20 protein-coding genes are annotated in these 24,859 nt (G+C 65.0%); 9 read left to right on the top strand and 11 right to left on the bottom strand.

The window, feature by feature from the left end:
* Positions 1 to 53: 53 nt before the first annotated feature.
* From ACKTSM_RS04915 to clpB, 3 genes are all read right to left on the bottom strand, one after another.
* Positions 54 to 2,054 (bottom strand): alpha/beta hydrolase family protein, encoded by a 2,001-nt coding sequence (locus tag ACKTSM_RS04915; RefSeq protein WP_407876009.1) that lies wholly within the window; start codon positions 2,052 to 2,054, stop codon positions 54 to 56.
* Positions 2,055 to 2,210: 156 nt separating this feature from the next.
* Entirely contained in the window at positions 2,211 to 5,732 is a 3,522-nt protein-coding gene (locus ACKTSM_RS04910; RefSeq protein WP_407876008.1) for a TonB-dependent receptor domain-containing protein, read from the bottom strand.
* 331 nt (positions 5,733 to 6,063) lie between these two features.
* Complete coding sequence (gene clpB / locus ACKTSM_RS04905) at positions 6,064 to 8,640, bottom strand: ATP-dependent chaperone ClpB (protein WP_407876007.1); 2,577 nt, start codon at positions 8,638 to 8,640, stop codon at positions 6,064 to 6,066.
* Between the two features lie 202 nt (positions 8,641 to 8,842).
* Here clpB and ACKTSM_RS04900 point away from each other — a divergent pair, with 202 nt between their 5' ends.
* The 3 genes from ACKTSM_RS04900 to ACKTSM_RS04890 all read left to right on the top strand — a co-directional run bounded on the left by ACKTSM_RS04900 (position 8,843) and on the right by ACKTSM_RS04890 (position 14,490).
* Positions 8,843 to 11,062 carry an acylase gene (locus ACKTSM_RS04900; RefSeq protein ID WP_407876006.1) on the top strand — a complete coding sequence of 740 codons (2,220 nt, stop codon included), beginning with the start codon at positions 8,843 to 8,845 and terminating at the stop codon, positions 11,060 to 11,062.
* A gap of 34 nt (positions 11,063 to 11,096) precedes the next feature.
* Positions 11,097 to 13,982, top strand: coding sequence for a M16 family metallopeptidase (locus ACKTSM_RS04895; RefSeq protein WP_407876005.1), 2,886 nt, complete (start codon positions 11,097 to 11,099; stop codon positions 13,980 to 13,982).
* Positions 13,983 to 14,184: 202 nt separating this feature from the next.
* Complete coding sequence (locus tag ACKTSM_RS04890; RefSeq protein ID WP_407876004.1) at positions 14,185 to 14,490, top strand: hypothetical protein; 306 nt, start codon at positions 14,185 to 14,187, stop codon at positions 14,488 to 14,490.
* 85 nt (positions 14,491 to 14,575) lie between these two features.
* On the opposite strand, the gene ACKTSM_RS04885 is transcribed toward ACKTSM_RS04890, so the two are convergent.
* The 8 genes from ACKTSM_RS04885 to rpsU all read right to left on the bottom strand — a co-directional run bounded on the left by ACKTSM_RS04885 (position 14,576) and on the right by rpsU (position 20,804).
* The gene (locus ACKTSM_RS04885; RefSeq protein WP_407876003.1) at positions 14,576 to 15,616 is read right to left on the bottom strand and encodes a hypothetical protein; all 1,041 of its coding nucleotides are present in this window, start codon (positions 15,614 to 15,616) and stop codon (positions 14,576 to 14,578) included.
* Complete coding sequence (locus ACKTSM_RS04880; protein ID WP_407876002.1) at positions 15,613 to 16,215, bottom strand: hypothetical protein; 603 nt, start codon at positions 16,213 to 16,215, stop codon at positions 15,613 to 15,615. The genes ACKTSM_RS04885 and ACKTSM_RS04880 overlap by 4 nt, the downstream gene beginning before the upstream one ends.
* Positions 16,216 to 16,345: 130 nt before the next feature.
* Positions 16,346 to 17,842 carry an Asp-tRNA(Asn)/Glu-tRNA(Gln) amidotransferase subunit GatB gene (gene gatB, locus ACKTSM_RS04875; RefSeq protein ID WP_407876001.1) on the bottom strand — a complete coding sequence of 499 codons (1,497 nt, stop codon included), beginning with the start codon at positions 17,840 to 17,842 and terminating at the stop codon, positions 16,346 to 16,348.
* Positions 17,835 to 17,999 carry a glutamyl-tRNA amidotransferase gene (locus ACKTSM_RS04870; protein ID WP_407876000.1) on the bottom strand — a complete coding sequence of 55 codons (165 nt, stop codon included), beginning with the start codon at positions 17,997 to 17,999 and terminating at the stop codon, positions 17,835 to 17,837. Before ACKTSM_RS04870 ends, gatB begins: the two co-directional genes overlap by 8 nt.
* Complete coding sequence (gene gatA, locus ACKTSM_RS04865) at positions 17,996 to 19,477, bottom strand: Asp-tRNA(Asn)/Glu-tRNA(Gln) amidotransferase subunit GatA (protein ID WP_407875999.1); 1,482 nt, start codon at positions 19,475 to 19,477, stop codon at positions 17,996 to 17,998. Before gatA ends, ACKTSM_RS04870 begins: the two co-directional genes overlap by 4 nt.
* 17 nt (positions 19,478 to 19,494) lie before the next feature.
* Entirely contained in the window at positions 19,495 to 19,797 is a 303-nt protein-coding gene (gatC, locus tag ACKTSM_RS04860) for an Asp-tRNA(Asn)/Glu-tRNA(Gln) amidotransferase subunit GatC (RefSeq protein ID WP_407875998.1), read from the bottom strand.
* 29 nt (positions 19,798 to 19,826) lie between these two features.
* Positions 19,827 to 20,414 (bottom strand): FKBP-type peptidyl-prolyl cis-trans isomerase, encoded by a 588-nt coding sequence (locus ACKTSM_RS04855; RefSeq protein ID WP_407875997.1) that lies wholly within the window; start codon positions 20,412 to 20,414, stop codon positions 19,827 to 19,829.
* Between the two features lie 183 nt (positions 20,415 to 20,597).
* Positions 20,598 to 20,804 carry a 30S ribosomal protein S21 gene (rpsU, locus tag ACKTSM_RS04850; RefSeq protein WP_006834591.1) on the bottom strand — a complete coding sequence of 69 codons (207 nt, stop codon included), beginning with the start codon at positions 20,802 to 20,804 and terminating at the stop codon, positions 20,598 to 20,600.
* A gap of 264 nt (positions 20,805 to 21,068) precedes the next feature.
* Here rpsU and crcB point away from each other — a divergent pair, with 264 nt between their 5' ends.
* Genes crcB through ACKTSM_RS04820 form a run of 6 tightly spaced genes read left to right on the top strand, consistent with a single transcriptional unit; the run spans position 21,069 to position 24,852 of the window.
* On the top strand, positions 21,069 to 21,476 hold the full coding sequence (crcB, locus tag ACKTSM_RS04845; protein WP_407875996.1) for a fluoride efflux transporter CrcB: 408 nt from the start codon (positions 21,069 to 21,071) through the stop codon (positions 21,474 to 21,476).
* On the top strand, positions 21,473 to 22,690 hold the full coding sequence (locus tag ACKTSM_RS04840) for an RluA family pseudouridine synthase (RefSeq protein ID WP_407875995.1): 1,218 nt from the start codon (positions 21,473 to 21,475) through the stop codon (positions 22,688 to 22,690). Before crcB ends, ACKTSM_RS04840 begins: the two co-directional genes overlap by 4 nt.
* Complete coding sequence (locus tag ACKTSM_RS04835; RefSeq protein WP_407875994.1) at positions 22,690 to 23,286, top strand: FMN-binding negative transcriptional regulator; 597 nt, start codon at positions 22,690 to 22,692, stop codon at positions 23,284 to 23,286. Before ACKTSM_RS04840 ends, ACKTSM_RS04835 begins: the two co-directional genes overlap by 1 nt.
* Positions 23,283 to 23,930, top strand: coding sequence for an HAD-IA family hydrolase (locus tag ACKTSM_RS04830; protein ID WP_407875993.1), 648 nt, complete (start codon positions 23,283 to 23,285; stop codon positions 23,928 to 23,930). The genes ACKTSM_RS04835 and ACKTSM_RS04830 overlap by 4 nt, the downstream gene beginning before the upstream one ends.
* On the top strand, positions 23,927 to 24,136 hold the full coding sequence (locus ACKTSM_RS04825) for a hypothetical protein (RefSeq protein ID WP_407875992.1): 210 nt from the start codon (positions 23,927 to 23,929) through the stop codon (positions 24,134 to 24,136). Before ACKTSM_RS04830 ends, ACKTSM_RS04825 begins: the two co-directional genes overlap by 4 nt.
* A complete protein-coding gene (locus ACKTSM_RS04820; RefSeq protein ID WP_407875991.1) occupies positions 24,133 to 24,852 on the top strand; it encodes an ATP12 family chaperone protein in 720 nt (239 codons plus the stop codon). Before ACKTSM_RS04825 ends, ACKTSM_RS04820 begins: the two co-directional genes overlap by 4 nt.
* Positions 24,853 to 24,859: the final 7 nt, after the last annotated feature.

Raw genomic sequence — 24,859 nt, 5'->3', positions numbered from 1 at the left:
GGCCCGGTCGCGAGACCGGGCCCTCTTGTTTTGGCAGGCTTTCCGCCTCGCGCTTACAGGCCGCCGGGCCCGCAATCGTTGGCGAGGTAATCGAGCACTTTGGTGTAGAGCTGCTGCTGGTGGTTGAACATCAGCGTGTTGCCGAAGTGGTCAGCCTTTTCGAGCGTCACGAACTCACCCTGCTTGCCGGCGTCCTGGAACGCCTTCTTGTAGTCGGTGAAGTGGTAGTAGAGCACGCGCCTGTCGACATCGCCGTGGATCATCAGAAGCGGAATGTTGACCTTCTCGACCTCCTTGATCGGGTTGATCCCGATCGTGCCGCGACGTTCGGCCCAGTCGATCAGCGCCTTGGGTGCGCTCGACCCGGCGCGGCCGCCGCCGAGGCGGAAGCTCTTGGCAGGGTCGGACACGCCGTTGACCGCGATCGCGCATTGATAGAGCTGTTCCTCGCGGCTCAGCGCGACGAGCGCGGCATAGCCGCCATAGGACCAGCCGAAGAAGGCGACACGGTCGGGATCGACCAGGCCCTGTTCGATCAGGTACTTGACCCCGTCATCCTTGTCGTCCTGCATGGCCAGGCCGTGTTCGCCATAGCCGGCATCGAAGTGACGCTGGCCCCAGCCGGTCGAGATGCGGTTCTGCGGGTAGAACACCATGTAGCCCGCGCTGGCGAAGAGCTGGCCGATTTCCGAATAGCCCTGCACCGCGTTGACGTGCGGGCCGCCATTGTGCTGGACCACCAGCGGAAACGGTCCCTCGCCCTGCGGCACGGTGATGTAGCCGGGGATCTCCAGCCCGTCGCGCGCCTTGTAACGGATGTATTTCACCTCCGCGAGCGCGTCCTGGTTGAGCAGCGGGTTGCGGCTGCCGAGCTTGGCGAGCTGGCCGTCCTTGACCAGCCAGAACGAGCCCGGATCGCGCGGTCCGCTATTGCTCACGATCATCGTGCGCCCGTCATAGGAGCGGCTCGAAATGCTCAGCTGGTGGGCATAGGGGATCTGCTGCATCAGCGCATCGTGAAGCGCCTTCTCCTCTTCGTCGAACCAGTGGCGCTCGTATTTGGCGCCCGGATAGACGGCATAGGCCAGCTTGTCGTTGCCCGGGATCGAGTGCATCCCGACGCCCAGGACGTCCGATTGCTCGCTCTTGAACAGTTCGCGGATATACTGACCGGTCGAGAAGTCATATTCCCACAAGCTCGCCTTGTCGGCACCCTCGCGGTTGTCGATCATGTAGGCGATATTGGGGTTCTCGTGGTGGAACCCGGCAATCCCGTGAATGCCCGAGAGGAACCGATAGAGGTTCTCGTGGTCGTCCTCGTCATATTCGGGGCCGAACTGGGTCCAGCCGCTTTCCCCGGGCAGGCGGTAATAGGTCTTGACCTTGTTGTCGCTGTCCTGCCCCTCGGCATAGCGCGGATTGCCGTCTTCATCGAAGAGGATGCGCGCATATTTGCGAGAGCCGCGCAGGACCAGGCTCTTCGAACCCGAACGCAGGTCGAGCTTGTAATAGGAGCGCGGACGGAACCGCTGGAGCGGATCGACGCCGAGCGTGCCATTGGGTTCGGCCGCCGCGACAAGGACCTTGTCAGGCTCGTCCGGCAGGGTCTTGATGATCGCGAGATCTTCGTTGACCTGGCTGAACTTGTTGCGTTCCAGGTTGTAGAAATAGGTCGCGTAATTGCGCGTGTCGTCTTCCTGGCGGCGGACCCGGTTGCGCTTCTGCTCCCAGGCATTGCCGACGATCATGTTGTCGCTGACCCAGCGTGCGGAAATGATCTCCATCGGGTCGGCAGCCAGCGTGCGGAAGGGCGTGCTCAGATCATCGGTCTTGTAGATCTGGAGCAGGTAATCGCCTTCGCGGCTGGGATTGATGTGGACCAGCAGGTGCTTGCCATCGGGCGAGATCTGGACCTGGTTGACCACGTCGCGCAGCGCCCAGACATCGATCGGAACCGCCGAGGTGGCCTGGGTTTCGGACGGTGCGGCGACGCTGAGGCCAAGCGCGGAGACGCCGACCATCGCTGCCATCAGCGGCTTTTTGAGAAACTTCATTTTGTGCAATCTTCCCGTTGAGTTTTCCAGTGATCCCCGCGACCGCGCGCCACCTCCAAATAGGCACAGTCACCCAGCGTGACTTTAAACGAAAAAACGCCCCCGCGGCAAGACCGCGGGGGCGCTGAATTCCGATCCTAACGGATTGTTCTGCGATCAGAAGCGGTAAAGCAGCTGACCGAAGAATTCACGTCCGTCGAGATTGTAGCCATTGCCGATCGGGGTGTTCGAGATACCGAACACCTCGTTGGTGTCGATCAGCGGCGGAGAATTGTCGAAAATGTTGGTCACACCGACGATGACACGCAGGTCGCCATTGTCCCAACGCACCGATGCAGTGTGCTCGAACCATTCGTCGGCAAAGCCCACGTCGCGACAGAACACGCCGTCACCGGCGACATTGCCGCTGGCCGAACCGTTGCCGAGGCAGGTGTCGCCGAAGAACTGGGTACCGTCTTCATTGACCGCCGGGTTGCCATCCGGGCCGTTGCCGAAGGCATCGGCCAGAAGGTCGATACCGTCCGGATCCTGCTCGACATCGCCGATGTAACGGGTCTGCCAGGTGAAGCGGAAGTCCTTGTAATCGACCGAGAAGGTCGCACGACCGGTCCAGCTCGGGAAGCCGAATTCGCCAGCGAAATCTGCTTCTTCAATCGAACCGTCATCATTGGTGAAGAGGTTCGAACGCTCGATCAGGTGGTTGGCCCGGATATTGAGGCCGAGATCGAAGACTTCGCCACCAATCGTCACGTCCTTGCCGAACGAGGTGTTGATATCGAGGCCACGAACCGATTCCTGGTCGAGGTTGAGGAAGCCCTGGAACACGTCGGTGACCAGCGCGCGATCGCCACCCGTCGTGATACGGTCGCAGAACTGGCTGCGGCTGCCATCGTCGCGGGTAAAGCAGTCATTGATGATGAACTGCGCGCTCGGCTCGATGATCGAGTCCTTCAACTTGATGTCGTAATAGTTGAAGTTGAACGAGAAATCGAAGCCGCTCGGGAAGCTTTCCTCGAAAGCAAAGCCGGTGGTGATCGAACGCGAGGTTTCCGGATCGAGGTTCGTGCCGTTGGCGATAACGCCGCCCGAGGTGATCTCGGTGCTCGAAGTCTGGATCGTGTTCAGCCCCTGCGAGTCGATGCCGACCGTGAACGGGTCGCGACCTTCACGCTGACAGTTCTGGATCACGATGGCATCGCGATCGTCGTTCTGCGGCTGGTAACCACCGTTGAGCGAATCGAATGCGGCATTGGGAACCGCACACGGATCGAACAGGGTGAGGAAGCCCGACTGGCTCTTGAGGAAGAGCTCGCGCAGGTTCGGCGCACGGAACGAGGTGCCGTAGCTGAACTTGAGCAGCAGCGGGCTGACCGGACGCCAGCCGCCCTTGATCGAGAAAGTGCCGTTGGTGCCGTAGAATTCGTCATCGGTGAGACGACCCGACACGTTGACGGTCAGCTCTTCCACCAGCTCTTCACCCGCCATCAGCGGAATGTCGAGCTCGCCGAAGGCTTCGCGAACGGTGCGCGAACCGGTGGCGCCGCTATCGGCGAAGAAGCCGAAGAACAGGCCGTTCGATGCCGCGAAGTTCGGACGCGAGTCGATCGAGTCTTCGCGCCATTCGACGCCGACCACCGCACCGACCGGGCCAGCCGGAAGGTCGAACAGGTCACCGGTCATGAAGCCCGACAGGATCTTCTGCTCGTAATCGGTGTCGAAGCTGCGGACGCCGAACAGGTAGTCACGCTCGGCCTGGCTGGCGAAGTCGCCGATGGTCGAACCCAGCACGCTGGGTGCGAACAGGTTCACCGGAACACAGCCCTGCGCAAGGTCGGGCGCAGCAAGGTCCGGGTTGGCAAGCGTCGAGGGATCGGCGCAGATGCCGGCAGTGCCCGAGAAGAAGTCCTGGCCGCTGTCGTAATCGTCGGCGATGCCGTCGCCGTCATTGTCGACGATGCCGTCGCCGTCGAAATCGGCGGTCGGGTCAATGCCGAGCGCCAGAGCGAGACGGTCCTCACGGATACCGTCACGCGTCGACTGACCCTTCGACTTCGAATAGACGCCGGCCACTTCGAAGGTCCAGCTCGAACCGATGAAGGGCAGGTCGCCGCGAATGCCGAGCACGCCGCGATACTGTTCCTGGATGACCTGGACGTTGTTGCGGTCGCCGCGGATGGTGACGACAGGGGTCGTCGGCAGGTTGAACCCGGTCGAAAGCGCCAGCGGGGTGCCGCTGATGCCGTTCAGCTCGTTGTCCACCGCCCGGCAGTCAACGCCTTCGGGGTTGGTGGTGAAGTTACACGGGTTGAACGGGTTGTCGCCCGGAACCGAGGGGAAGATCTGCGGCGTGCCGGTGTTCGGCAGGCGGATTTCCGCGCGGCTATAATTGGCCTCGAAGAACGGGGTCAGGTTGGCATCGCCCGGGAAGGTGTATTCGCCGTAAGCGAAGACATTGTACAGCTCCTGTTCGGAGATGAAGGTCCGGTCGAGGTTGGCGGCGTTGTTGTTGACGTTGCGGAAGTCAACGTCGCGGATGCCATCGCCATTGGTGTCGAGGTTTTCGCCGAACGCATTGGACGAATCGCCGAAGTTGAACGGACGACCGGTATTCGGGTCGTTCGGGAAGTTGGCGATGTTGCCATTCGCCGGGAAGTAGACCGAACCGAAGCGCGCGAACGGCTGGAAGATACGGCCCGAAATGCCCGAAACCTTACAGGCGTCCTCGGCAATGGTGACGCCCGGATTGCGATCGCGCACCGCGGCATTGTCGGCCAGATCGACCGTCAGGATGTTGCCATTCTGGTCGATTTCGTAGTTGGTGTCACAACCCGAGAGGAAATCGCGGTCGCGCAGACGCACTTCGTCGCGGAAGGCGTATTCGGCACCGATGCCGAAGAAGCCGCGATCGGTGTTGAGGCCCCAGGCCGCGCTGACAACGTAGTCGTCGCCGCCGCCTTCGGGGTTGATGTTGCCATTGGCCTGGATTTCGAGACCGTCGAAGTCCTTGCGAAGGATCAGGTTGCCCACGCCCGCGACAGCGTCCGAACCGTAGACCGACGATGCACCGTCGAGCAGGAGGTCGTAGCGATCGACGAGGGTCGAGGGGATGAGGTTAAGCGACGGGTTGACCGGCGCGCCTTCCACACCCGACGGCGCCAGGCGGCGGCCGTTGAGCAGGAGCAGCGTGCGGTCAGCGCCGAGGCCGCGCAGGTTCAGAGTCTGCGAACCCGGGCCGTTGTCGAGCACGAAGCCCTGGAAGGTGGCGTCGATCTGCTGACCGGCGGCGCTTTCCGAACGCTGAAGGATCTGCGCCGGGTCGAAGGCACCGACGGCCTGCTGGTTCTCGGTCGAAAGCACCTGGAGCGGCGAGATCGAGGAATAGGTGTCGCGAACGATACGCGAACCGGTCACGGTGATGCCGCCCTGGCCCTGCTGCTGGCCGGTGGCGCCGGTGGCGACCGAGACGTCTTCGCCCTGGCCGGTGGTGGTGCCGGTGGGGCCGTCGCCGGTCTGGACGCAATTGCCATCGGCATCGACAACGCCTGCAGCATTGGTGCCGGTCACGCAGTCTTCGCCCGGCTCTGCGTCCTGCGCGAAAGCGGGCACGGCGGAGACGAATGCGATCGCCGACGCGGAGAAGGCGAGAGCCTTCATCGAGTTATTGTGAAACTTTTTCATGATCACTCCAGTTGATACAACCGGAGCCTCGTCCCCATCCCAATCCTGGCCCGAAACCCCGTTTCGGACTGGAATCCCCATATGGAAGCGCGACAAAGCCCCTGTGGTGGGCGTTGTCTGCAATAGACTGACACTCATGTAAATGAGCCGGGGCGGGCAAATCGGGTTTCGGGCCAGATTGTGCAGGGGTGTTGCGGGAATCCCACAAGAGTGCCTTCAACCGCCCCGAAAACGCCCGTGCATCCCATCAAATGATGGATGTGGCAGCCAAGCCGCGGGCGCAGCTTCCCCCAACAGCGAAGCCCCAGCGCCGGCAGCCCGGGCGGGCGCATCAGGCGACGGCGATCTGCAACTCGCCATCGCCTTCGTCGACCTTGACGCTCGCCCCGTCCAGCACCTTGCCCTCGATCAGCATCTCGGCGAGCGGGTCCTGCAGATAGCGCTGGACCGCGCGCTTCAGCGGCCTTGCGCCATAAACCGGGTCATAGCCGACCCGCCCCAGCCAGCGCAGCGCCGCATCGGTGAGATCCAATGTGATCTTGCGATCGTCGAGCAGCTTCTGGACGCGGCGGACCTGGATTTCGACGATCGGCGCCATGTGCTCCATCGCCAGGCGGTGGAACAGGATGATCTCGTCGAGCCGGTTGAGGAATTCCGGGCGGAAGTGCCCGCGCACCACGTCCATCACCTGGTCCTCGACATCGGCGACCTTCTGATCATCGCCGAGATTGGACAGGTGCTGGCTGCCGAGATTCGAGGTGAGGATGATCAGCGTGTTCGAAAAATCGACCTTGCGCCCTTGCCCGTCGGTGAGATGGCCGTCATCGAGCACCTGGAGCAGGACGTTGAAGACGTCGCCATGCGCCTTTTCGACCTCGTCGAACAGCACCACCTGGTAGGGGCGGCGGCGCACCGCCTCGGTCAGCACCCCGCCCTCGTCATAGCCGACATAGCCCGGAGGCGCGCCGATCAGCCGGGCGACCGAATGCTTCTCCATGAACTCGCTCATGTCGATGCGCACCAACGCCTGGTCGTCGTCGAACAGGAATTCGGCGAGCGCCTTGGTCAGCTCGGTCTTGCCGACACCGGTCGGGCCGAGAAACAGGAAGCTGCCGAGCGGGCGGTTGGGGTCCTGCAGGCCGGCGCGGGCGCGGCGCACCGCCTTGGACACCGATTCGATCGCCTGGCGCTGGCCGATCACCCGCTTGCCGAGGATGTCTTCCATCGCCAGCAGCTTGTCGCGCTCGCCTTCCATCATCTTGTCGATCGGAATGCCGGTCCAGCGGCTGACCACGCTGGCAATGTCCTCCTCGGTCACTTCCTCGCGCAGCAGCGCGTTCTCGGTGAGGCCCTCGGCCTCCTCGAGCTTCTTCTCGAGCTCGGGGATCTTGCCGTAGGAAAGCTCGCCCGCCTTGGCGAGATCGCCCTCGCGCTGCGCCTGCTCGAGTTCGAGCCTTGCTGCGTCGAGCTGTTCCTTGATCTTGCCCTCGGCCTCGATCTTGTCGCGCTCGTTCTGCCAGCGCGTCGTCAGCTCGCTCGATTCCTGCTCGAGTTCGGCCAGCTCCTTGCGCAGGTTCTCAAGCCGGTCCTTCGAGGCGGTATCGTCCTCCTTGGCAAGCGCCGATTCCTCGATCTTCAATTGGATGATCCGCCGGTCGAGCGCCTCGATCTCCTCGGGCTTCGATTCGACTTCCATCCGGATGCGGCTCGCCGCCTCGTCCATGAGGTCGATTGCCTTGTCGGGCAGGAAGCGGTTCTGGATATAGCGGTCGGACAGCTTCGCTGCCGCGACGATCGCGGTGTCGGTTATGCGCACGCCGTGGTGAAGCTCATACTTGTCCTTGATCCCGCGCAGGATCGAGACCGTGTCCTCGACGCTCGGCTCGTCGATATAGACCATCTGGAAACGCCGCTGGAGCGCCGGGTCCTTCTCGACATATTTCTGATATTCATCGAGCGTGGTCGCGCCGATGCAGTGCAATTCGCCCCGCGACAGCGCCGGCTTCAAGAGGTTCGATGCATCCATCGAGCCTTCGGAAGCGCCCGCCCCGATCAGCGTGTGCATCTCGTCGATGAACAGGATGATCTGCCCGTCGGCATGCTTGACCTCGTCAAGCACGCTTTTCAGCCGCTCCTCGAACTCGCCGCGATATTTCGCCCCCGCGATCAGCGCGCCCATGTCGAGGCTCATCAGCGTGCGCCCCTTGAGGCTGTCGGGCACGTCGCCATTGGCGATCCGCAAAGCGAGCCCTTCGGCAATCGCGGTCTTGCCGGTGCCGGGCTCGCCGATCAGGGCGGGATTGTTCTTGGTCCGGCGGGCGAGGATCTGGACCGTGCGGCGGATTTCCTCGTCGCGGCCGATCACGGGATCGAGCTTGCCGTCGCGCGCGGCCTGGGTGAGGTCGCGGGCGAATTTCTCCATCGCGTCGTAAGTGCTCTCGGCGTTCGCGCTGTCGGCCTTCTTTCCGCCGCGCAGGTCCTCGATCGCGGCGTTGAGCGATTGCGGGGTCACGCTCGCCGCCTTCATCGCCTCGGCGGTGGCTTCGGGTGCGAGAGCGAGCGCGGTCAGCAGCCGTTCGACCGTGACATAGGCATCGCCCGCCTTGTCGGCGAGCTGTTCGGCGCTGTCGAGCACGCGCACCGTATCGTTGTCGAGACCCGGCGTCGCCTGCGCCCCGCTGCCGGTGACCGCGGGGATCTTGGCAAGTCCCGCATCCACCTTGCTCACCGCGAGCGCGGCCTCGCCGCCTGCGCGCTGGATCAGCCCGGCGGCCATGCCCTCCTCGTCCTCGAGCAGCGCTTTCAGCAAGTGCAGCGGGGTGATCCGCTGGTGGTTCATCCGGATGGCGACCGTCTGCGCGCTCTGGAGGAAACCCTTGGCGCGGTCGGTGAATTTGTCGAGGTTCATCGCTGGTCCTTCAATCGTCAGTCCGGTCCGAGATAGTGTTGCATATAGGCAACACAAGCCCCATCACGCATTTTCCTTCGGTGCGAGGTGTATTACCCGGCTAGGTGGGTTCGCAAGCATCCATTGCAAGGGTCATGCGTGCTTGACCTTGCCGCGCCCAGTGGCGATGGTCCGCCTGAGGGGCCGGGGAGAGAACGCCACCATGAAATTCGCAACACGCGCCGCGTTCGCCATCGCGGTGCTTCTGGTTATCGCATTGGTCGCCCTGGCAAGCTGGGAACCGTTCTTCGCCGAGCGCGGCGAGGCGCCCGAATACCGCGAATATTCGGCCGAGATCGTGCGCGACGAATATGGCGTGCCGATGATCTACGGCGATACCGATGCCGATGTCGCCTATGGCGTTGCGATCGCCCATGCCGAGGACGACTTCTTCACCTTGCAGGATGTCGCCGCGATGGCGCGCGGGCGCTATGGCGCGATCGCGGGCGAGGACGGGGCGCAGTTCGACTATATCTACCACCTGCTCGATGCGCGCGGCACGGCAGAGCGCGAATATGCGCGGCTTCCCGCCGATACCCGCGCCTTGTTCGAAGCCTATGCCGCGGGCCTCAACCAGTTCGCGCGCGAGAACCCGGGCGAGGTCAAGCTCGCGCGGTTGTTCCCGGTCGATGGCGAGGATATCGCGGCCGGCTTTGCGCTTCGCCAGCCGTTCTTCTTCGGGCTTGGAAATGTCGTTGGCCCGCTGGTCGCAGGCGAGCCGCTCCGGCGCGAATTCGGACCCGACATTCCCGGCTTCCCGCGCGATGCATCCGGCGAGGTGATCGAACAGGAGACGTCCGAAGACGCGGAGCAGGTTACCGGCCTTGTCCTGCCTCAGGGCGAGGAAGCCGATCATCTCGGCTCCAATGCCTGGGCGGTCAGTCCCGAACGTTCGGGCGGTCCGACCACGCTCATCTCCAATTCGCACCAGCCGCTGCGCGGCGGGGTCGCGTGGTATGAGCTGGGCGTGCAATCGGGCGAAGGCTGGCACTTTACCGGCGCCAATTTCCCCGGGTCGCCCTTCCCTTTCCTCGGCCATAACGAGCACCTGGGCTGGACCAACACGGTCAACCGCCCCGACATGACCGATGTCTACAAGCTCGAAATGAACGATGCGGGCACGCAATACCGGCTCGACGGCGAATGGCGCGACCTTGAGAGCCGGACAGTGACCCTGCCGGTCAAGCTGGGGCCGATCACCCTGCCGATCCGCCGCACCGTCCACCGCAGCGTCCACGGCCCGGTGATCGCGAACGACAACGGCTTTTACGCGATCCGCTATGGCGGGATGGGTCGGCTCGACCAGCTCGATGCCTATTACCGCATCAACAAGGCGACCAGTTTCGAGCAATGGCAGGCGCAGATGGCGCGGCTGGCCATCCCCTCGACCAATTTCATCTATGCCGACGAGGCTGGCAATATCGCCTATGTCTACAATGCCGCGATCCCCGACCGGCCCGAGGGCGTGGCCGCCAATTGGCGCGGCGTGCTCGACGGGTCGCGCTCGGAGCTGATCTGGGAAGGCACGGTCGATTATTCCGAAATTCCCAAGGTCATCAACCCGGCCTCGGGCTGGCTCTACAACGCCAACAACGAGCCCTTTACCGCCGCCGGAGCCGATGACGATATCGCCCCCGACAGCGTGTCGCCGCTGCTCGGGGTCGAACGCAAGCAGACCAACCGCTCGCGCCGCGCTTATCGCCTGCTGTCCGAGGCAGGCCAGCTCGACCGCGCCGCGCTCGAACGCATCAAGTACGACACCGCCTATGAACGCGAAGGCTATGTCGCCGACATGTTCGCCGCTGCCGAGGCGCTCGACGTGTCAGGCAATGCCGAGCTCGCCGAGGCGCGCGACCTGCTGCTGTCCTGGGATTTCACTGCCGACAATGCCGGGCGCGCCGATGCGATCGCCTTGCTGCTGATCCGCGATTTCATGAGCGCCGAATACCAGAACAAGCGCGAAATGCCCGATATTGCCGAGGAGCTGGTTGCGGCGCGCGCGCATCTGATCGAGCATTTCGGCCGCATCGACCCGCCGATGAGCGCGCTGTTGCGGCTGCGCCAGGGCGATATCGACCTGCCGCTGGACGGCGGCTCGGACACCTTGCGCGCCTCGACCACCTGGCGGGTGGATGACGATGGCAGGCTCAGCCTCGTTCACGGCGACAGCTTCATCCAGTGGGTCGAATGGCCTGCCGGGGGCGGGCGCGTGACCTCGCGCTCGATCCAGCCCTTCGGCTCGGCCACGACCCGGCCTGACAGTCCGCACTACACCGACCAGATGCAGCTGTTTGTCGACCACGAATTGAAACCGGTGCGGTTCTGGGAGGAGGACGTGCGCGCCTCCGCCCGCTCCGCCCGCATCGTCACCAATGCACGCTGACGCGCGCCCCATTTTCAAACAGGGAAGTCTTCTCATGAAATTCGCAACCACCAAGACCAGCCGGATCGCGCTTGCGCTCGCAGGCCTTTCGATGACCGCGGCCTGCGCCTATGCGCCGCCTGCCGAAACCGCCGCCGCGCCTGCGCCGGTGGCCGCGCCCGAGCCTGCCGGTACCGGCGCGGGCGACCTTGCCGAACTGGTCTCGCAGGTCGCCATTCCCTACCAGGAATTCCAGCTCGAAAACGGCCTCACCGTGGTGGTCCACGAAGATCGCAAGGCGCCGATCGTCGGGGTCGCGGTGTGGTACAATGTCGGCTCCAAGGACGAACCCGAAGGCAAGACCGGCTTTGCCCACCTGTTCGAGCACCTGATGTTCAACGGGTCCGAAAACGCCCCTGCCGACTATTTCCAGTATCTCCAGGAAATGGGCGCGACCGACTACAACGGCACCACCAATTTCGACCGCACCAACTATTTCCAGACCGTGCCGCGCCCCGCGCTCGAACGCGCGCTGTGGCTCGAAAGCGACCGGATGGGCTATCTCCTCGGCGCGGTCACCCAGCAGAAGCTCGATAACCAGCGCGGCGTGGTCCAGAACGAAAAGCGCCAGGGCGACAACCAGCCCGGCGGGCTCGTCTTCTACGAAATTCTCGACACGCTGTTTCCCGAAGGCCACCCCTATGCGCACTCGGTGATCGGCTCGATGGCCGATCTCGATGCCGCCTCGATGACCGACGTGCGCAACTGGTTCCGCGACAAATACGGGCCCAACAACGCGACCCTCGTGCTTGCCGGCGATATCGATGCCGCCGAGGCGCGGCCGCTGGTCGAGAAATGGTTCGGCCCGATCGCGCGCGGCCCGGTCAACACGCCGGCCGCTGCCGACGTGCCGGTGCTCGCCGAGCCGGTGCGCACCGTGATGCGCGACCAGGTCGCGGCGACCTCGGTCAATCTCTACTGGCCCGCTCCCGGCATCATGAGCGAGGATCTCGTCGCTCTCAATGTCGGCACCGAAGTGCTCGGCGGACTGCTTTCCAGCCGTCTCGACGAAGTGCTGGTGCGCGAGGAACAGCTCGCGGTCAGCGTCAATGCCGGCAATTACGACTTTCAGCGCGTCGGCATCATCAATGTCGGAGCGACGCTCAAGGACGGGGTCGAGCTTGCAACGCTCGAGGCGCGCCTCGACGAACTGATCGCCGAATTCATCGCCGAAGGGCCGAGCGAGGACGAGGTCCGCCGCGCGGCGACCAGCAACCTTGCCGGGACGATTCGCGGCCTCGAACAGGTCGGAGGTTTCGGCGGCAAGGCGGTCGCGCTGGCCCGCGGCGAGGTGCTTGCAGGCGATCCGGGCTTCGCCGTCGACCAGCTCGCCCTTCTCGCCTCGATCACCCCTGCCGACGTGCAGGGCGCGATGCAGCGCTGGATGACCCGGCCCGCCTTCACCCTGGTGCTCGAACCGGGCGAACGCGACGCCGAATACGAGGAAGCTGCCAGCGTCGCTGCCGAACAGGCCGAGGACGGCGAACCGGCATCCGACGAGATCACCGTCACCGTCGAACGCCCGGCCCCGCCGATCGACACGGTCGCAACGCTCGACTTCCCCGAGTTCCAGCGCACCACGCTCGCCAATGGCATGCCGGTCACCTACGCGCAGCGCGACGCGGTCCCGGCGACCTATGTGACGCTGTCGTTCAACGCCGGCAGCGCGGCTGACCCTGTCGACATGCGCGGGCTGGAAACGCTCACTCTCGGCCTGTTCGACGAAGGCACGGCGAGCATGACCAGCCAGCAGATCGCCGAGGCGAAGGAGCGGCTGGGCGTCAACATTTCGACCGGCGGGGGCATGGACCGTTCGAGCTTCACGCTCTCGGCGCTCTCGGCCAATCTCGCCCCCTCGCTCGACCTGCTGGGCGAAATCATCCGCGCTCCCGCCTTCGGCGAAAGCGACCTTGCGCGCGTCAAGGCGCAGACGGTCACCTCGATCCGCCAGCAGATGCGCTCGCCCGGCGGGATTGCCGGCCGCGCGATCGGGGTCGAACTGTTCGGCACCGACACCCCCTATGGCGGGGTGACCACGATCGAGAGCATTTCGGCAATCACCCGCGACGACCTGGTCGCCTTCAAGGATAGCTGGATCCGCCCCGACAATGGCGAGATCTTCGTGATCTCCTCGCTGCCGATGGATGAGGTCGTGGCCGAGCTCAACGCCGCCTTCGGCGATTGGCAAGCCCCCGCTGTGGCCAAGGGCGAAAAGGACTTCGCCTCGCTCGCCGCGATGGCGCCCGAAGGCAACCGGATCGTGCTGATCAACCGCCCCAATTCGCCGCAGAGCGTGATCTACGGCGCGCAGATCACCCCGCTCGACGCGAGCGATCCGGCCTTTGTCGACTTCACCAATGCCAACAACTCGCTCGGCGGCAATTTCCTCGCCCGGCTCAACATGAACCTGCGCGAGACCAAGGGCTGGTCCTATGGCGTGCGCGGCGGGGCGCAGGCGCGCGAGAACGCCGTGGTCTATGCCATTTCGGGCGGCGTCCAGGCCGATCGCACCGGCGATTCGGTGGCCGAGATGATCCGCGAGGTGAGCGAGTTCCTCACCACCAATGGCGTCACCGAGGAGGAGCTTGCGCGCAATGTCGCAGCCGAGATCGGCGAGCTTCCGGGCCGGTTCGAGACCTCGGGCGCCGTGCTTTCGGCGATGCAGTCGCTCGCGCTCTATGGCCGTCCCGACAATTACTACGAGACGCTGGTGACGCGCTACCGCGCCCAGACCCGGGACAGCCTCGATCAAGCCGCGCGCGCCGCGCTCGACCCCTCGCGCTTTGTCTGGGTGGTGGTCGGCGATGCCGAGGTCGTCAAGCCGCAGCTCGAAGGGCTGGGCCTGCCGATCGAGGTGCGCGAGATGGAAGGCAGCGAATAATTTTCAAAGTCTGCGCGGTCTCGCGCTGACGCTACGGCTTGCCGGAAACGGGGGCGGCCACCGCAGGAAAGCGGTGCGCCGCCCTCCTCGTTTCGAAGGGCCTCGGGCTTGAACCGCCTCCCCGCGCGTGTACAACCACGCGCAATCCGGCCGCTCGAAGGGGCGCCGGGCGCGCTATCAACACACTACAGGAGTGAGCTTCATGTCTGACGTTTCCGGCACCTACAACACCACCGTCAAGAGCCCGATGGGCGACCAGAGCGGCACCTTCACCGTGGTCGACAATGGCGACGGCACCTTCTCGGGCAACATGGCCGGCGGCATGGGCTCGATGGATGTCGAGGAAGGCAAGGTCGACGGCAACAAGCTCAACTGGAAGATGAACATGACCGTGCCGATGCCGATGACGCTCGACTGCGAAGCGACCGTCGAAGGCGACACGATCGCGGGCAACGTCAATGCCGGCGCGTTCGGCGCGATGCCGCTGACGGGCACCAAGGCCGCCTGATCGCGGGCTTCAAGCAAACGAAAAAGGGCCGCCGAGAGCTAATCTCGGCGGCCCTTTTTGTTGCGCCGGCCAAGGCTGGTCGGGATCAGTCGTCCGACACAGAGCTTGCGATTGCGCCGGATTCGTTATCGGAGGACGCGGCCGCCCGGGCTGCTGCACCGGCCTGTGCGGCGGCGGCTATGGCTTCGGCGCGTGCTGCGGCTTCGGCCTCCGCCTGCGCGCGGGCCAGTTCGGCCTCGCCTTTCACGTCGATCACCTCGCCGCGATCATAGCGCAGCACGCCTTCCATCGGCGGCAGGCGGCGAACGCCGAGCTTGTAGAAGTTGTTGATCTTGCCCGCGGCGCGGAAATCGGCCTCGACCACCGGCAGTCCGCTAATCGATGCGGGCACCGCGAAATCGATCGCTTCGGCGACGCGGCCTTCCTCCGGCTCGAAGAAGACGCTGGCCTGCGCCATCGCCTCGTTATCGGCCCAGCGTTCGAGCATAAGGTCGCCGATCGAGGTCACCTCGCCCGCTTTCACCTCGAAGCGCACCGTGCCCATGCAATAGCACATGCCGGCATAGGCCTGTCCGGTGAAGGCGATCGGGCCGTAATAGGTGTAGGTCCCCGGCCTGACCGCCTGGAGATAGTGGTAGAAGCGGTCCCCGTTCTCGTCGCGGCCCTTGTCGAAGACGTATTGCGGGCCGATCGAGAGCATGTGGCGCATCTCGATCGCGCCGATCGAGAAATTCTCCTCGGTCGGCTCGACCGGCTTGTCGAGGCCGCGATCATCGCCGGTGCGACGCGCCCGCGCGACCCGGTCCTCGTAGCGCGAGAGCTGGCGCGGATATCTCTCGCGCGCCTCGGCGAGCTCCTCGCGCCATTCGGCTTCGTAATCGGCGAGGTCTTCGGCATCGGGGGTCCGGATGAACCGCCCGGTCAGGCGCACCGGACCCGACATGAAGATGTAGCCGCGATCCGCGCTCAGCGCCTCGCTGCCGTTTTCGAGATGCTTGAGTTCGATCGGGCCGTATTCGATCGCGTCCTCGTCATCGGCGCTTGCGGGTGTGCCGGCAACAAGCATGGCTGCACCGGCAAGCGAGATCGCGCCTGCGAGACGCATGGTTTCTTTCAGGATCTTCATGGTTCGAGCACCTCGGTGGTCGGGCGCGGGCCTGATGCCACGCGTGCCTGCATTTCCAGAGCGGCGATGCGCTCGTCTTCGTCCTTGCGGCCATGGCCTTCTTCGAAGTGGAACTCCTGCCACAGGTCCTTTTCCAGCCCGAAGCGGTCATAGCCCTTGTAGAACATGCACTGGCGGATGTTGATGCGCTTCATCTTGCGGCGTTCGGCGCTGCCGAAGATCGCATCGGCGAGCACGCTTCCGACCAGTCCGCCGATCGCACCGGCAGCCACGCCATATTGCGTCATGGCGCTGGCGATCGAGGAGCTGTCGGCGCCCATGTAGATATTGATCCCGCTGCCGAGCGAATCGCATTCGAGGATATCGGCATAGGCTTCGTCGAAGCTGGTCTCGGGCCGGTGGAAATAGAAATATTTCTCGTAATCCTTCGGATTGACCGAAGCATAGTCGAAGCTTGTCTCGGGCACCGGAATGGCCGCGATTTCCTCGGCGGTGAATGCCTTCATCGGCGGCTCGGTCTTGATCGCCTGCGCCTGTGCTGCCCCGTGGAGCGACACGGCAAGAGCGGCCGCGCCCAGCACGGCATTTCGCAATTTCATAAGGATGACCCCTGCTGCAGCGCGCGACCCCTTGCACGCCGCTTCCGAGGCCCGGTGCTAATGGCTGGCGGCGCGCTGTTCAAGCATGCGCCTCGCGCTGATCCACTGCTTGGGAGATCGCGTCCAGCCGCTAGCCCAGCTTGTCCTTGAGGATCTGGTTGACCACCGCCGGGTTGGCCTTGCCCTTCATCGCCTTCATCGTCTGGCCGACGAAGAAACCGAACAGCTTGTCCTTGCCGCCCTTGTATTGCTCGACCTTGTCTGCATTGCTGGCGAGAATCTCGTCAATCGCGGCCTCGATCGCCCCGGTGTCGGAGACCTGCTTCAACCCTTCGGTCTCGGCGATCTCGGCCGGTTCGCGGCCGGTCTTGAGCACGATCTCGAAAATTTCCTTGGCCTGTCCGCCCGAGATCTCGCCCTTGTCCTGCATGGCAAGGATGCCCGCCTGCCGCTCGGCGGTCGCATGGGCCATGTCCGCATCCTCGCCGACCGACTTGACCACCCCCGGTGCGACCGAAAGCGCCCAGTTGGCAACCTGTGTCGCGACCTTGGTTTCCGGCTTGCCGATAGCGCTCGCGGTGGCGGCGAGCAGCGTTTCGAAGCGCGCGAAAGTCTCGACCTCGGCGGTCAGTTCGCGAGCATTGTAAGGGGAAAGACCCAGCTGCTCCTCGTAGCGCCGACGCTTGGCATCGGGCAGTTCGGGGAGCGAAGCGCGGCATTCTTCGAGGAAGTCGTCCTCGAGCACCAGCGGCAGGAGATCGGGGTCTGGGAAGTAGCGGTAATCGTGCGCGTCTTCCTTGCTCCGCATGGTCCGCGTGGTGCCGGTGGCAACGTCGAACAGGCGCGTTTCCTGGTCGACCGTGCCGCCGCTTTCGAGGACGTCGACCTGGCGGTTGGCCTCGTATTCGATGACCTGCATCACGAAGCGCACCGAATTGACGTTCTTGGTCTCGGTCCGGGTGCCCAGCTCCTCGCCCGGGCGGCGAACCGAGACATTGACGTCGGCGCGCATCGAGCCTTCTTCCATGTTGCCGTCGCACGAGCCGACATAGCGCAGGATCGAACGCAGCTTGCGAACATAGGCCCCGGCCTCGGCAGGCGAGGTCATGTCGGGGCGCGAGACGATTTCCATCAGTGCCACGCCCGAGCGGTTGAGATCGACATAGCTCATGGTCGGGTGCTGGTCGTGCATCAGCTTGCCCGCGTCCTGTTCGACGTGGATGCGCTCGATCCCGATCACCTTGTCTTGCGGAATGCCGGCCTTCTCGTCGGCCTCGATCAGCAGCTGCCCCTCGCCCACCAGCGGGTGATAGAGCTGGCTGATCTGGTAACCCTGAGGCAGATCGGCATAGAAGTAGTTCTTGCGATCGAAGCGCGACCACTTGTTGATCTCGGCCTCGATCGCCATGCCGGTGCGCACCGCCTGGCGGATGCATTCGCGGTTGGGCACGGGCAACATGCCGGGCATCGCCGCATCGACGAGGGAGACCTGGCTGTTCGGCTCCGCGCCGAACGCGGTCGAGGCGCCCGAAAACAGCTTGGCATTGCTCGTCACCTGCGCGTGGACCTCGAGGCCGATCACGACCTCCCATTCGCCGGTTGCTCCCTGGATGCGGTAATCACTCATCGTTGTTCTTCTCGTCAGAAATCAGCTTGCCATCGGGTCCGAAACGCGCCTCGCCGTGGTCGATGTTCTTGCGCACCCAATTGGCGAACATGAATGTGAGCGGCACCGCGAGAGCGATGCCGATCCCTGCGACGACGAGCGAGGTGTCGCCTGTCACCACCACTTCTCCGGCGCATGGGTAAAGCCTGCGCGCTGCTCGATCGCGAGGCCGGCATCGAGCACGCTCTGTTCGTCGAACGGCTTGCCGACCAGTTGCAGGCCGAGCGGAAGGCCGTCCTTGTTGAGCGTTGCCGGAACGCTCATCGCGGGCAGACCGGCGAGCGATGCGGGGACCGCGAAGACATCGTTCAGATACATCGTCAGCGGGTCGTCATCGAGGCTGCCCAGCGGGAAGCTCGCGGTCGGCGTGGTGGGCGCAAGGATCAGGTCGCAATGCTCCCAGGCCTGCTCGAAATCGCGCGCGACCAAGGCGCGGACCTTCTGCGCCTGGTTGTAATAGGCATCGTAGAAGCCTGCCGAGAGCACATAGGTGCCGATCAGGATGCGGCGCTTGACCTCGTCGCCGAAACCGTCGTGGCGGGTCTCGGCATACATGTCCTGGAGGCCCGCCCCATCGGGCAGCGAGCGCAGCCCGTAGCGCACGCCGTCATAGCGTGCGAGGTTCGAGGACGCTTCGGCAGGCGCGATGATGTAATAGGCGGGCAGCGCATATTTGGTGTGCGGCAGCGAGACGTCGACGATTGTCGCGCCGGCATCCTTCAGCCAGGCCTTGCCCTGTTCCCAGCTGTCGAGAATGTCCTGGCTGGTGCCTTCCAACAGGTATTCCTTCGGGATACCGATGCGCTTGCCCCTGAGGTCGCTCGACAGGGCCGCTTCCCAGTCGGGCACGTCCATTTCGAGGCTGGTCGCGTCCTTGGGATCGAAACCCGCCATTGCGCCCAGCATGATCGCGCAATCCTCGACCGAGCGCGCCATCGGGCCGGCCTGGTCGAGCGAGGAGGCAAAGGCCACCACGCCCCAGCGCGAACAGCGGCCATAGGTCGGCTTGATCCCGCAAATCCCGGTAAAGGCTGCCGGTTGCCGGATCGAACCGCCGGTATCGGTCCCGGTCGCAGCCGGTGCGATGCGCGCGGCAACTGCCGAGGACGATCCGCCCGACGATCCGCCCGGGCTCATTGCGGCGTTCGAGCCCTCCTTGCGCCAGGGCGAGGCGACATTGCCGAAATGGCTCGTCTCGTTCGACGAACCCATCGCGAACTGGTCGAGATTGAGCTTGCCCAGCATCCCTGCACCCGCATCCCACAGGTTCTGCGAGACGGTGCTTTCATATTGCGGGGTGAAGCCTTCGAGGATGTGGCTTGCCGCGCTGGTCTGCACGCCGTGGGTGGCGAACAGGTCCTTCATCCCGATCGGCACCCCCGCCATCGCGCCCAGCTCCTTGCCCTCGGCACGCGCCTTGTCGGCAGCGTCCGCGGCGGCAAGCGCGTGGTCGGGCGTGGTGACGATGAAGGCGTTGAGTTCGGCGGCCTGGGCGACCGCCTCGTTAAAGCCTTCGGCCACTTCGCGCGCGGTGAATTCGCCGCTGCGCACGCCGTCGCGGATGGCCTTGACGCCCAGCTTGGTAAGTTCGCTCATGTCTGTTTCAAATCCGCTTATTCGATAACCTTGGGCACGCCGAAGAAGCCGTGCTCTGCCGCGGGCGCATTGGCGAGCACGTCGTCGCGCCGCCCGCCGCCTGTCAGCGGATCGGCATCGACCTCGTCCGCGCGCAGCCGCAATGTGTTGGGAATGACAGCCGCCATCGGCTCGACGCCCGAGACATCGACCTCGCCCAGCTGTTCGACCCAGTCGAGGATATTGTTGAGCTCGGGCACCATCTGCTCGAGCTCGTCATCGGCCATCTTGATGCGGGCGAGCCCGGCGATCTTGGCGACGGTCTGTTTGTCTACCGACATGGGAGCCTACCGTTTGGTTGGATGAGAGATTACTGGCCCGGCGCCGCGCCGGGAACGTCACTGGCCGCGCCTTCGCCTGGAGCGCCCATCTGCGATTGCATCGCCTGCTGAAGGATCGACAGGTTGCGGTCGAACGCCTCGCGGCTCATGAAATCGACCACTTCGAGCTCGAAGACGAGGTCGGCATTGGGCGGGATCGGCGCGCCTTGCGGCGGCTCGGCGCCATAGGCGAGTTCGGACGGGATGTAGATCTCGTAGGTGCCGCCTTTCTGGACCCGCTGGAGAGCCTGGTAGAAGCCCGGAATGGTCGCGTCCTCCTCGACCGGGAAGGGACTGCCTTCGGGGAAGACCCCCTCGATCGGGAGCGGGATGTCCTGCGATTCGTCGAACACTTCGCCGGTCGCGGCGAGCGAACCCTTGTAGCGCACGAAGACCATGTCGCCTTCTTCGGGGGTCGGGCCGCTGCCCTCGACCAGGGTCTCGATTGCGAAACCCTGCGGCACCGCGGCCCAGGCGACGCCCGCCCCGATCAGGATCGCGGCGATCACGCCGAGCCAGAGCTTGGTCAGCGAGCCCTTGGCGATGGGCTGGAGCGGAACGCGTGTGACTTCTGCCATGTGATGTGTCTCGTCAGAATTGGGCGCCGTGCGTGCCAGCGGAGCGATGCCCGAACCGCCGGGCAAGCGGCGATCGGCCCGCATGGCAAAAGGGCGCGGAAGCAAGTCCGCGCCCTGATGGCTTATCCGTTATGGTGTTTCAAGCGCTTCTGCACCGCAAAAGCGCCTGAAGTGCGCGCGGGCCTACTTGATGCCGTCGCGTTCCATGCGCTTGCGCTCGAGCTTGCGCGCACGGCGAACCGCGGCAGCCTTTTCACGGGCGCGCTTTTCGCTCGGCTTTTCGTAGTGCCGGCGCAGTTTCATCTCGCGATACACACCTTCGCGCTGCAGCTTCTTCTTAAGCGCGCGCAGGGCCTGGTCGACATTGTTATCGCGAACCATGATTTGCATAAACGAAAACTACCTTGTCTTTCTAAAACAGAGCGTTGGCCCGCGTGAATAAGCAGGTCACCGCGTGAAAATGACGCTGGAACCGGCGCGAATCCAAGCAGGAATCACGCGCAATCTGCGGCGCACATAACGCCGCGTCAGCAAAATGGCAAGGCGATTAGCGCCGAACGGCGGGCCAGCGACCGGTCGGCGGCCAGTTGGCGGCGTGTCGGCGGCGGCTTAACGCTAGGCATTGCAGGCGCGCGCGGCTAAAGCCCGCTCGCAATGGCCACCTCGCTCACCCCCTCGCTCGCCCCCACGCTCGCGGTCGCTCTCGGCGGAGCGGCGGGAGCGGTGCTGCGCTATCACGCGGGGCTTGCCGCTGCGCGGATCGCCGGGCCGGCAAGCGCCTTTCCATGGGGCACGCTGGCGGTCAATGTCATCGGCAGCATCGCGATGGGCGCGCTTATGGGCTGGCTCGCGCGCCACGGCGAAGGGCACGAGACCTTACGGCTCGCGCTTGGCGTGGGGCTGCTCGGCGGGTTCACCACCTTCAGCGCGTTCAGCGCCGAGCTGGTGGTCATGCTCCAGCGCGGACAGGTGCTGGTGGCGGTGGGCTACGGGGCGATTTCGATCGCGGCGGGAATGGCGGGTTTGCTGATCGCGTTTGCGGCTCTAGAGGGGGCACGATGAACGATACCCCCTCCCGCCCTGCCAAGACGCCCGCAGACACGGTTCGCCAGTTCACGATTGGCGAGGATGACGACGGCATCCGGCTCGACCGCTGGTTCAAGCGCAACCTGCCGATGGTCGGCTTCGCCACGATCTCGCGCTGGGCGCGCACGGGCCAGGTGCGGATCGATGGCAAGCGCGTGAAGCCCGAGGACCGGCTGGTCGCGGGCCAGGTTCTGCGCGTGCCTCCCGGAGGCGAGGCTCCGCACAAGAAACCGCGCGCGCGCCGCCCGCTGAGCGAGGAGGAAAACGCCGAGGTTCGTTCCATGGTGATCCGCGAGACGCCGAGCGCGATCGTCTTCAACAAGCCTCCCGGCCTCGCGGTGCAGGGCGGCAGCAAGACCACCCGGCATATCGACGGAATGCTCGATGCCTTTGTCGAGAACGAGGACGACCCGCGCCCGCGCCTTGTCCACCGGCTCGACAAGGACACGTCGGGCGTGCTGCTGGTCGCGCGCACTCCGGGCGCTGCGGCGAGCTATTCGCGGCGCTTTTCGGGCCGCAGCGCGCGCAAGGTCTACTGGGCGCTGGTGGTCGGCGTCCCCGAAGTGCGCGAAGGCACGATCGATGCCCCGCTCGCCAAGCAGCCGGGCACCGGCGGCGAGAAGATGCATGTCGATGAAGAGAACGGCCAGATCGCCAAGACCCGCTACCGCGTGGTCGAACGCGCCGGAATGCGCGCGGCCTGGGTCGAGCTCGAACCGCTCACCGGGCGCACCCACCAGCTGCGCGTCCACATGGCGGCGATTGGCCACCCGATCGTGGGCGACGGCAAATATGGCGGGCAGGACGCGTTTCTGACAGGCAGCATCAGCCGCAAGATGCACCTCCATGCACGCCGCCTGATCATCGCCACCCCCGAAAGCAAGGGTGCCAATGCGACCGGCGGCGGCAAGCTCGACGTGACCGCCGACCTGCCCGAACATTTCGCCGCCTCGATGGAAGCGCTGGGTTTCGAGGAAAGCCAGTCCGACGCATCGCCGATCCGCGACGAGGCTCCCGAGCGCACGCCTGCCGAAAAGAAACAGGCCGCGCGCCGCTTTGCCAAGCAATACCGCAAGGACCGCCGCGGCGAGCGCCGCAGCCGCGCGACTTCCAAGCCCGCCGCGGCCAAGGGCGCGAAGAAAAAGGGCGCACCAAAGCGCGGGGGCAAACCCAAGGGACGCCGCGGCTGATGCACCCGAACCCGCTTTTCCGCAGCGAGGACCGCCAGGCCATTGCAAAGCTGATCGCGGATCATCCGCTCGCAACGATCTGCATCGCTACCGAAACCGGCCCCTGCACCGCACATGCGCCGGTGCTGCTCGAAGGCGAGACGCTGCTTTTCCACCTTGCGAAAAACAATGCGATCACCGCCGGCCTCGACGGTGCGCGCGCAGTGGCGGTCATCAACGGACCCGGCGGCTATGTCTCGCCGCGCTGGTATGACGCGCGCGACACCGTGCCGACCTGGAATTATGCCGCGCTCGAATGCGAAGGGCGGGTCTCGCGGCTCGACGATGCCGCGCTCGAAGCGCAGCTTCACGCGCTGATCGCGCGGTTCGAGGGCGATCTGGGCGGCGAACCCTGGGAAGCGGGCGAGGCGAGCCGCGAAACCTGGGACAAGCTGTTTGCAGGGATCACCGGCTTCGCGCTCGCGGTCGAGACCTGGCGGCCCACCTTCAAGCTGTCGCAGAACAAGAACGCAGCGGTCCGCGCCCGAATTGCCGGGGGCCTCGCTGAGGCGGGCAATCCGGGCCTCGCGGCAATAGTCGAGAGGCAGGCGCCATGAAGCTTGCGATCTTCGATTGCGACGGAACGCTGGTCGACGGCCAGGCCGACGTCCTGTGGGCCATGGCACACGCTTTCGAACAGGCCGGGCTACCCGCCCCTGACCCGGGTCGCGTGCGCCGGCTGGTCGGGTTGAGCCTGCCGGTCGCCATGCGCGAACTCGCGCCCGATGAAGGCGAGGAGACCCGCCGCGCGCTGACCGCAAATTACAAGGCCGCGTTCCGCGCCCGCCGCGAACAGGGGCTTCTCGACGAGCCGCTCTATGACGGGATCGCCGCGCTGCTCACCCGCCTTCACCGCGACGGCTGGAGCCTCGCGGTCGCCACCGGCAAGTCCGATCGCGGCCTTGCTGCCTGCCTTGCCGGCCACGGCCTCACCGATCTGTTCGCCTCGCTCCAGACCGCCGACCGCCACCCGTCCAAGCCGCACCCGGCGATGATCGAGGCGGTCCTGTTCGAGACCGGCATCGCGGCCGAGAACGCGGTGATGATCGGCGACACCTCGTTCGACATGCAGATGGCCGCGGCGGCGCGCATCGAGGCAATCGGGGTCGCCTGGGGCTATCACGACGAACCCGAATTGCGCGGCGCGGGCGCGAGCCACGTCGCGCAGACCGTTGCCGAACTCGAGGGATTGCTGACATGAGCACCGACCCGGCGCGCGCGCGCCATTTCGTGATCTCGATAAGCCGCATCTTCGCGGTCCTGATGGTGGTCGCAGGGCTGATGGTCCTGCGCGACGTGATCGACCTGCCCGACTGGGCCGGCTATGCGCTGATCGGCTTCGGGCTTGCCGATTTCTTCGTGGTCCCCCTTCTCCTTTCGCGGCGCTGGAGCAGTGGCGGAAAATGAAGCGCTTCTACAAGACGGTCGATATTGCCGAGGTGAGCGGCCCGGACGGCGCGACCGGCTGGCAGATCACGCTCGATGGCCGCGCGATCAAGACCGTGGGCGGGCGCGCCCAGAGAGTGCCGAGCCGCGCGCTGGCAAAGGCCATGGCGTCAGAATGGGACCGGCAGGGTGACAAGCTCGACCCTTCGCTGTTCGTGCTGCGCGACATGGCCGATTACGCGATCGACGTGGTCGCCGAAGCCCGCGAGGAGACCGCCGACAAGGTGCTGCGCTTCGGCGAGACCGACACCCTGCTCTACCGCGCCGATCCCGACGAGCCCCTGTTCGCCCGCCAGCAGGAGGTGTGGGAGCCGCTGGTGAGCGCGTTCGAGCGCGAAGAGGGGGTCGAGATGGTGCGCGTGAGCGGGATCATCCACCGCCCGCAGGCCGCGCCCACGCTCGATACCCTGCGCAACCGGCTGCGCGGCATGGACGCGTTTGCGCTGGTTGCTGTCGAGGCGATGGCGAGCCTTTCGGCATCGCTGATCATCGCGCTGCTCGCGAGCCGGAAAGGCGCCGATGCCGAGAGCTTGTGGGAGGCGGCGAGCCTCGAGGAAAACTGGCAGGCCGATCTGTGGGGCCGCGACGAGGAAGCCGAGGCCGTGCGCGCCAGGCGCCGCAGCGATTTTCTGCGCGCCCACGGCTTTGCCCAGATGGTGCTCTACCCCGAAGATTAGCGCGCGC

It is taken from the genome of Qipengyuania nanhaisediminis, from assembly GCF_045862805.1.
Classification (GTDB): Bacteria; Pseudomonadota; Alphaproteobacteria; order Sphingomonadales; family Sphingomonadaceae; genus Erythrobacter; species Erythrobacter nanhaisediminis_A.
The sequence above is the reverse complement of the archived record's forward strand: the minus strand, read 5'-3'. Positions and strand labels throughout refer to the sequence as shown.

What these genes read in the sequence shown, in the direction of transcription:
- ACKTSM_RS04915 (WP_407876009.1), bottom strand. Translation starts at nt 2,054, where the DNA reads ATGAAGTTTCTCAAAAAGCCGCTGATGGCAGCGATGGTCGGCGTCTCC.
- ACKTSM_RS04910 (WP_407876008.1), bottom strand. Translation starts at nt 5,732, where the DNA reads ATGAAAAAGTTTCACAATAACTCGATGAAGGCTCTCGCCTTCTCCGCG.
- clpB (WP_407876007.1), bottom strand. Translation starts at nt 8,640, where the DNA reads ATGAACCTCGACAAATTCACCGACCGCGCCAAGGGTTTCCTCCAGAGC.
- ACKTSM_RS04900 (WP_407876006.1), top strand. Translation starts at nt 8,843, where the DNA reads ATGAAATTCGCAACACGCGCCGCGTTCGCCATCGCGGTGCTTCTGGTT.
- ACKTSM_RS04895 (WP_407876005.1), top strand. Translation starts at nt 11,097, where the DNA reads ATGAAATTCGCAACCACCAAGACCAGCCGGATCGCGCTTGCGCTCGCA.
- ACKTSM_RS04890 (WP_407876004.1), top strand. Translation starts at nt 14,185, where the DNA reads ATGTCTGACGTTTCCGGCACCTACAACACCACCGTCAAGAGCCCGATG.
- ACKTSM_RS04885 (WP_407876003.1), bottom strand. Translation starts at nt 15,616, where the DNA reads ATGAAGATCCTGAAAGAAACCATGCGTCTCGCAGGCGCGATCTCGCTT.
- ACKTSM_RS04880 (WP_407876002.1), bottom strand. Translation starts at nt 16,215, where the DNA reads ATGAAATTGCGAAATGCCGTGCTGGGCGCGGCCGCTCTTGCCGTGTCG.
- gatB (WP_407876001.1), bottom strand. Translation starts at nt 17,842, where the DNA reads ATGAGTGATTACCGCATCCAGGGAGCAACCGGCGAATGGGAGGTCGTG.
- gatA (WP_407875999.1), bottom strand. Translation starts at nt 19,477, where the DNA reads ATGAGCGAACTTACCAAGCTGGGCGTCAAGGCCATCCGCGACGGCGTG.
- gatC (WP_407875998.1), bottom strand. Translation starts at nt 19,797, where the DNA reads ATGTCGGTAGACAAACAGACCGTCGCCAAGATCGCCGGGCTCGCCCGC.
- ACKTSM_RS04855 (WP_407875997.1), bottom strand. Translation starts at nt 20,414, where the DNA reads ATGGCAGAAGTCACACGCGTTCCGCTCCAGCCCATCGCCAAGGGCTCG.
- rpsU (WP_006834591.1), bottom strand. Translation starts at nt 20,804, where the DNA reads ATGCAAATCATGGTTCGCGATAACAATGTCGACCAGGCCCTGCGCGCG.
- crcB (WP_407875996.1), top strand. Translation starts at nt 21,069, where the DNA reads ATGGCCACCTCGCTCACCCCCTCGCTCGCCCCCACGCTCGCGGTCGCT.
- ACKTSM_RS04840 (WP_407875995.1), top strand. Translation starts at nt 21,473, where the DNA reads ATGAACGATACCCCCTCCCGCCCTGCCAAGACGCCCGCAGACACGGTT.
- ACKTSM_RS04835 (WP_407875994.1), top strand. Translation starts at nt 22,690, where the DNA reads ATGCACCCGAACCCGCTTTTCCGCAGCGAGGACCGCCAGGCCATTGCA.
- ACKTSM_RS04830 (WP_407875993.1), top strand. Translation starts at nt 23,283, where the DNA reads ATGAAGCTTGCGATCTTCGATTGCGACGGAACGCTGGTCGACGGCCAG.
- ACKTSM_RS04825 (WP_407875992.1), top strand. Translation starts at nt 23,927, where the DNA reads ATGAGCACCGACCCGGCGCGCGCGCGCCATTTCGTGATCTCGATAAGC.
- ACKTSM_RS04820 (WP_407875991.1), top strand. Translation starts at nt 24,133, where the DNA reads ATGAAGCGCTTCTACAAGACGGTCGATATTGCCGAGGTGAGCGGCCCG.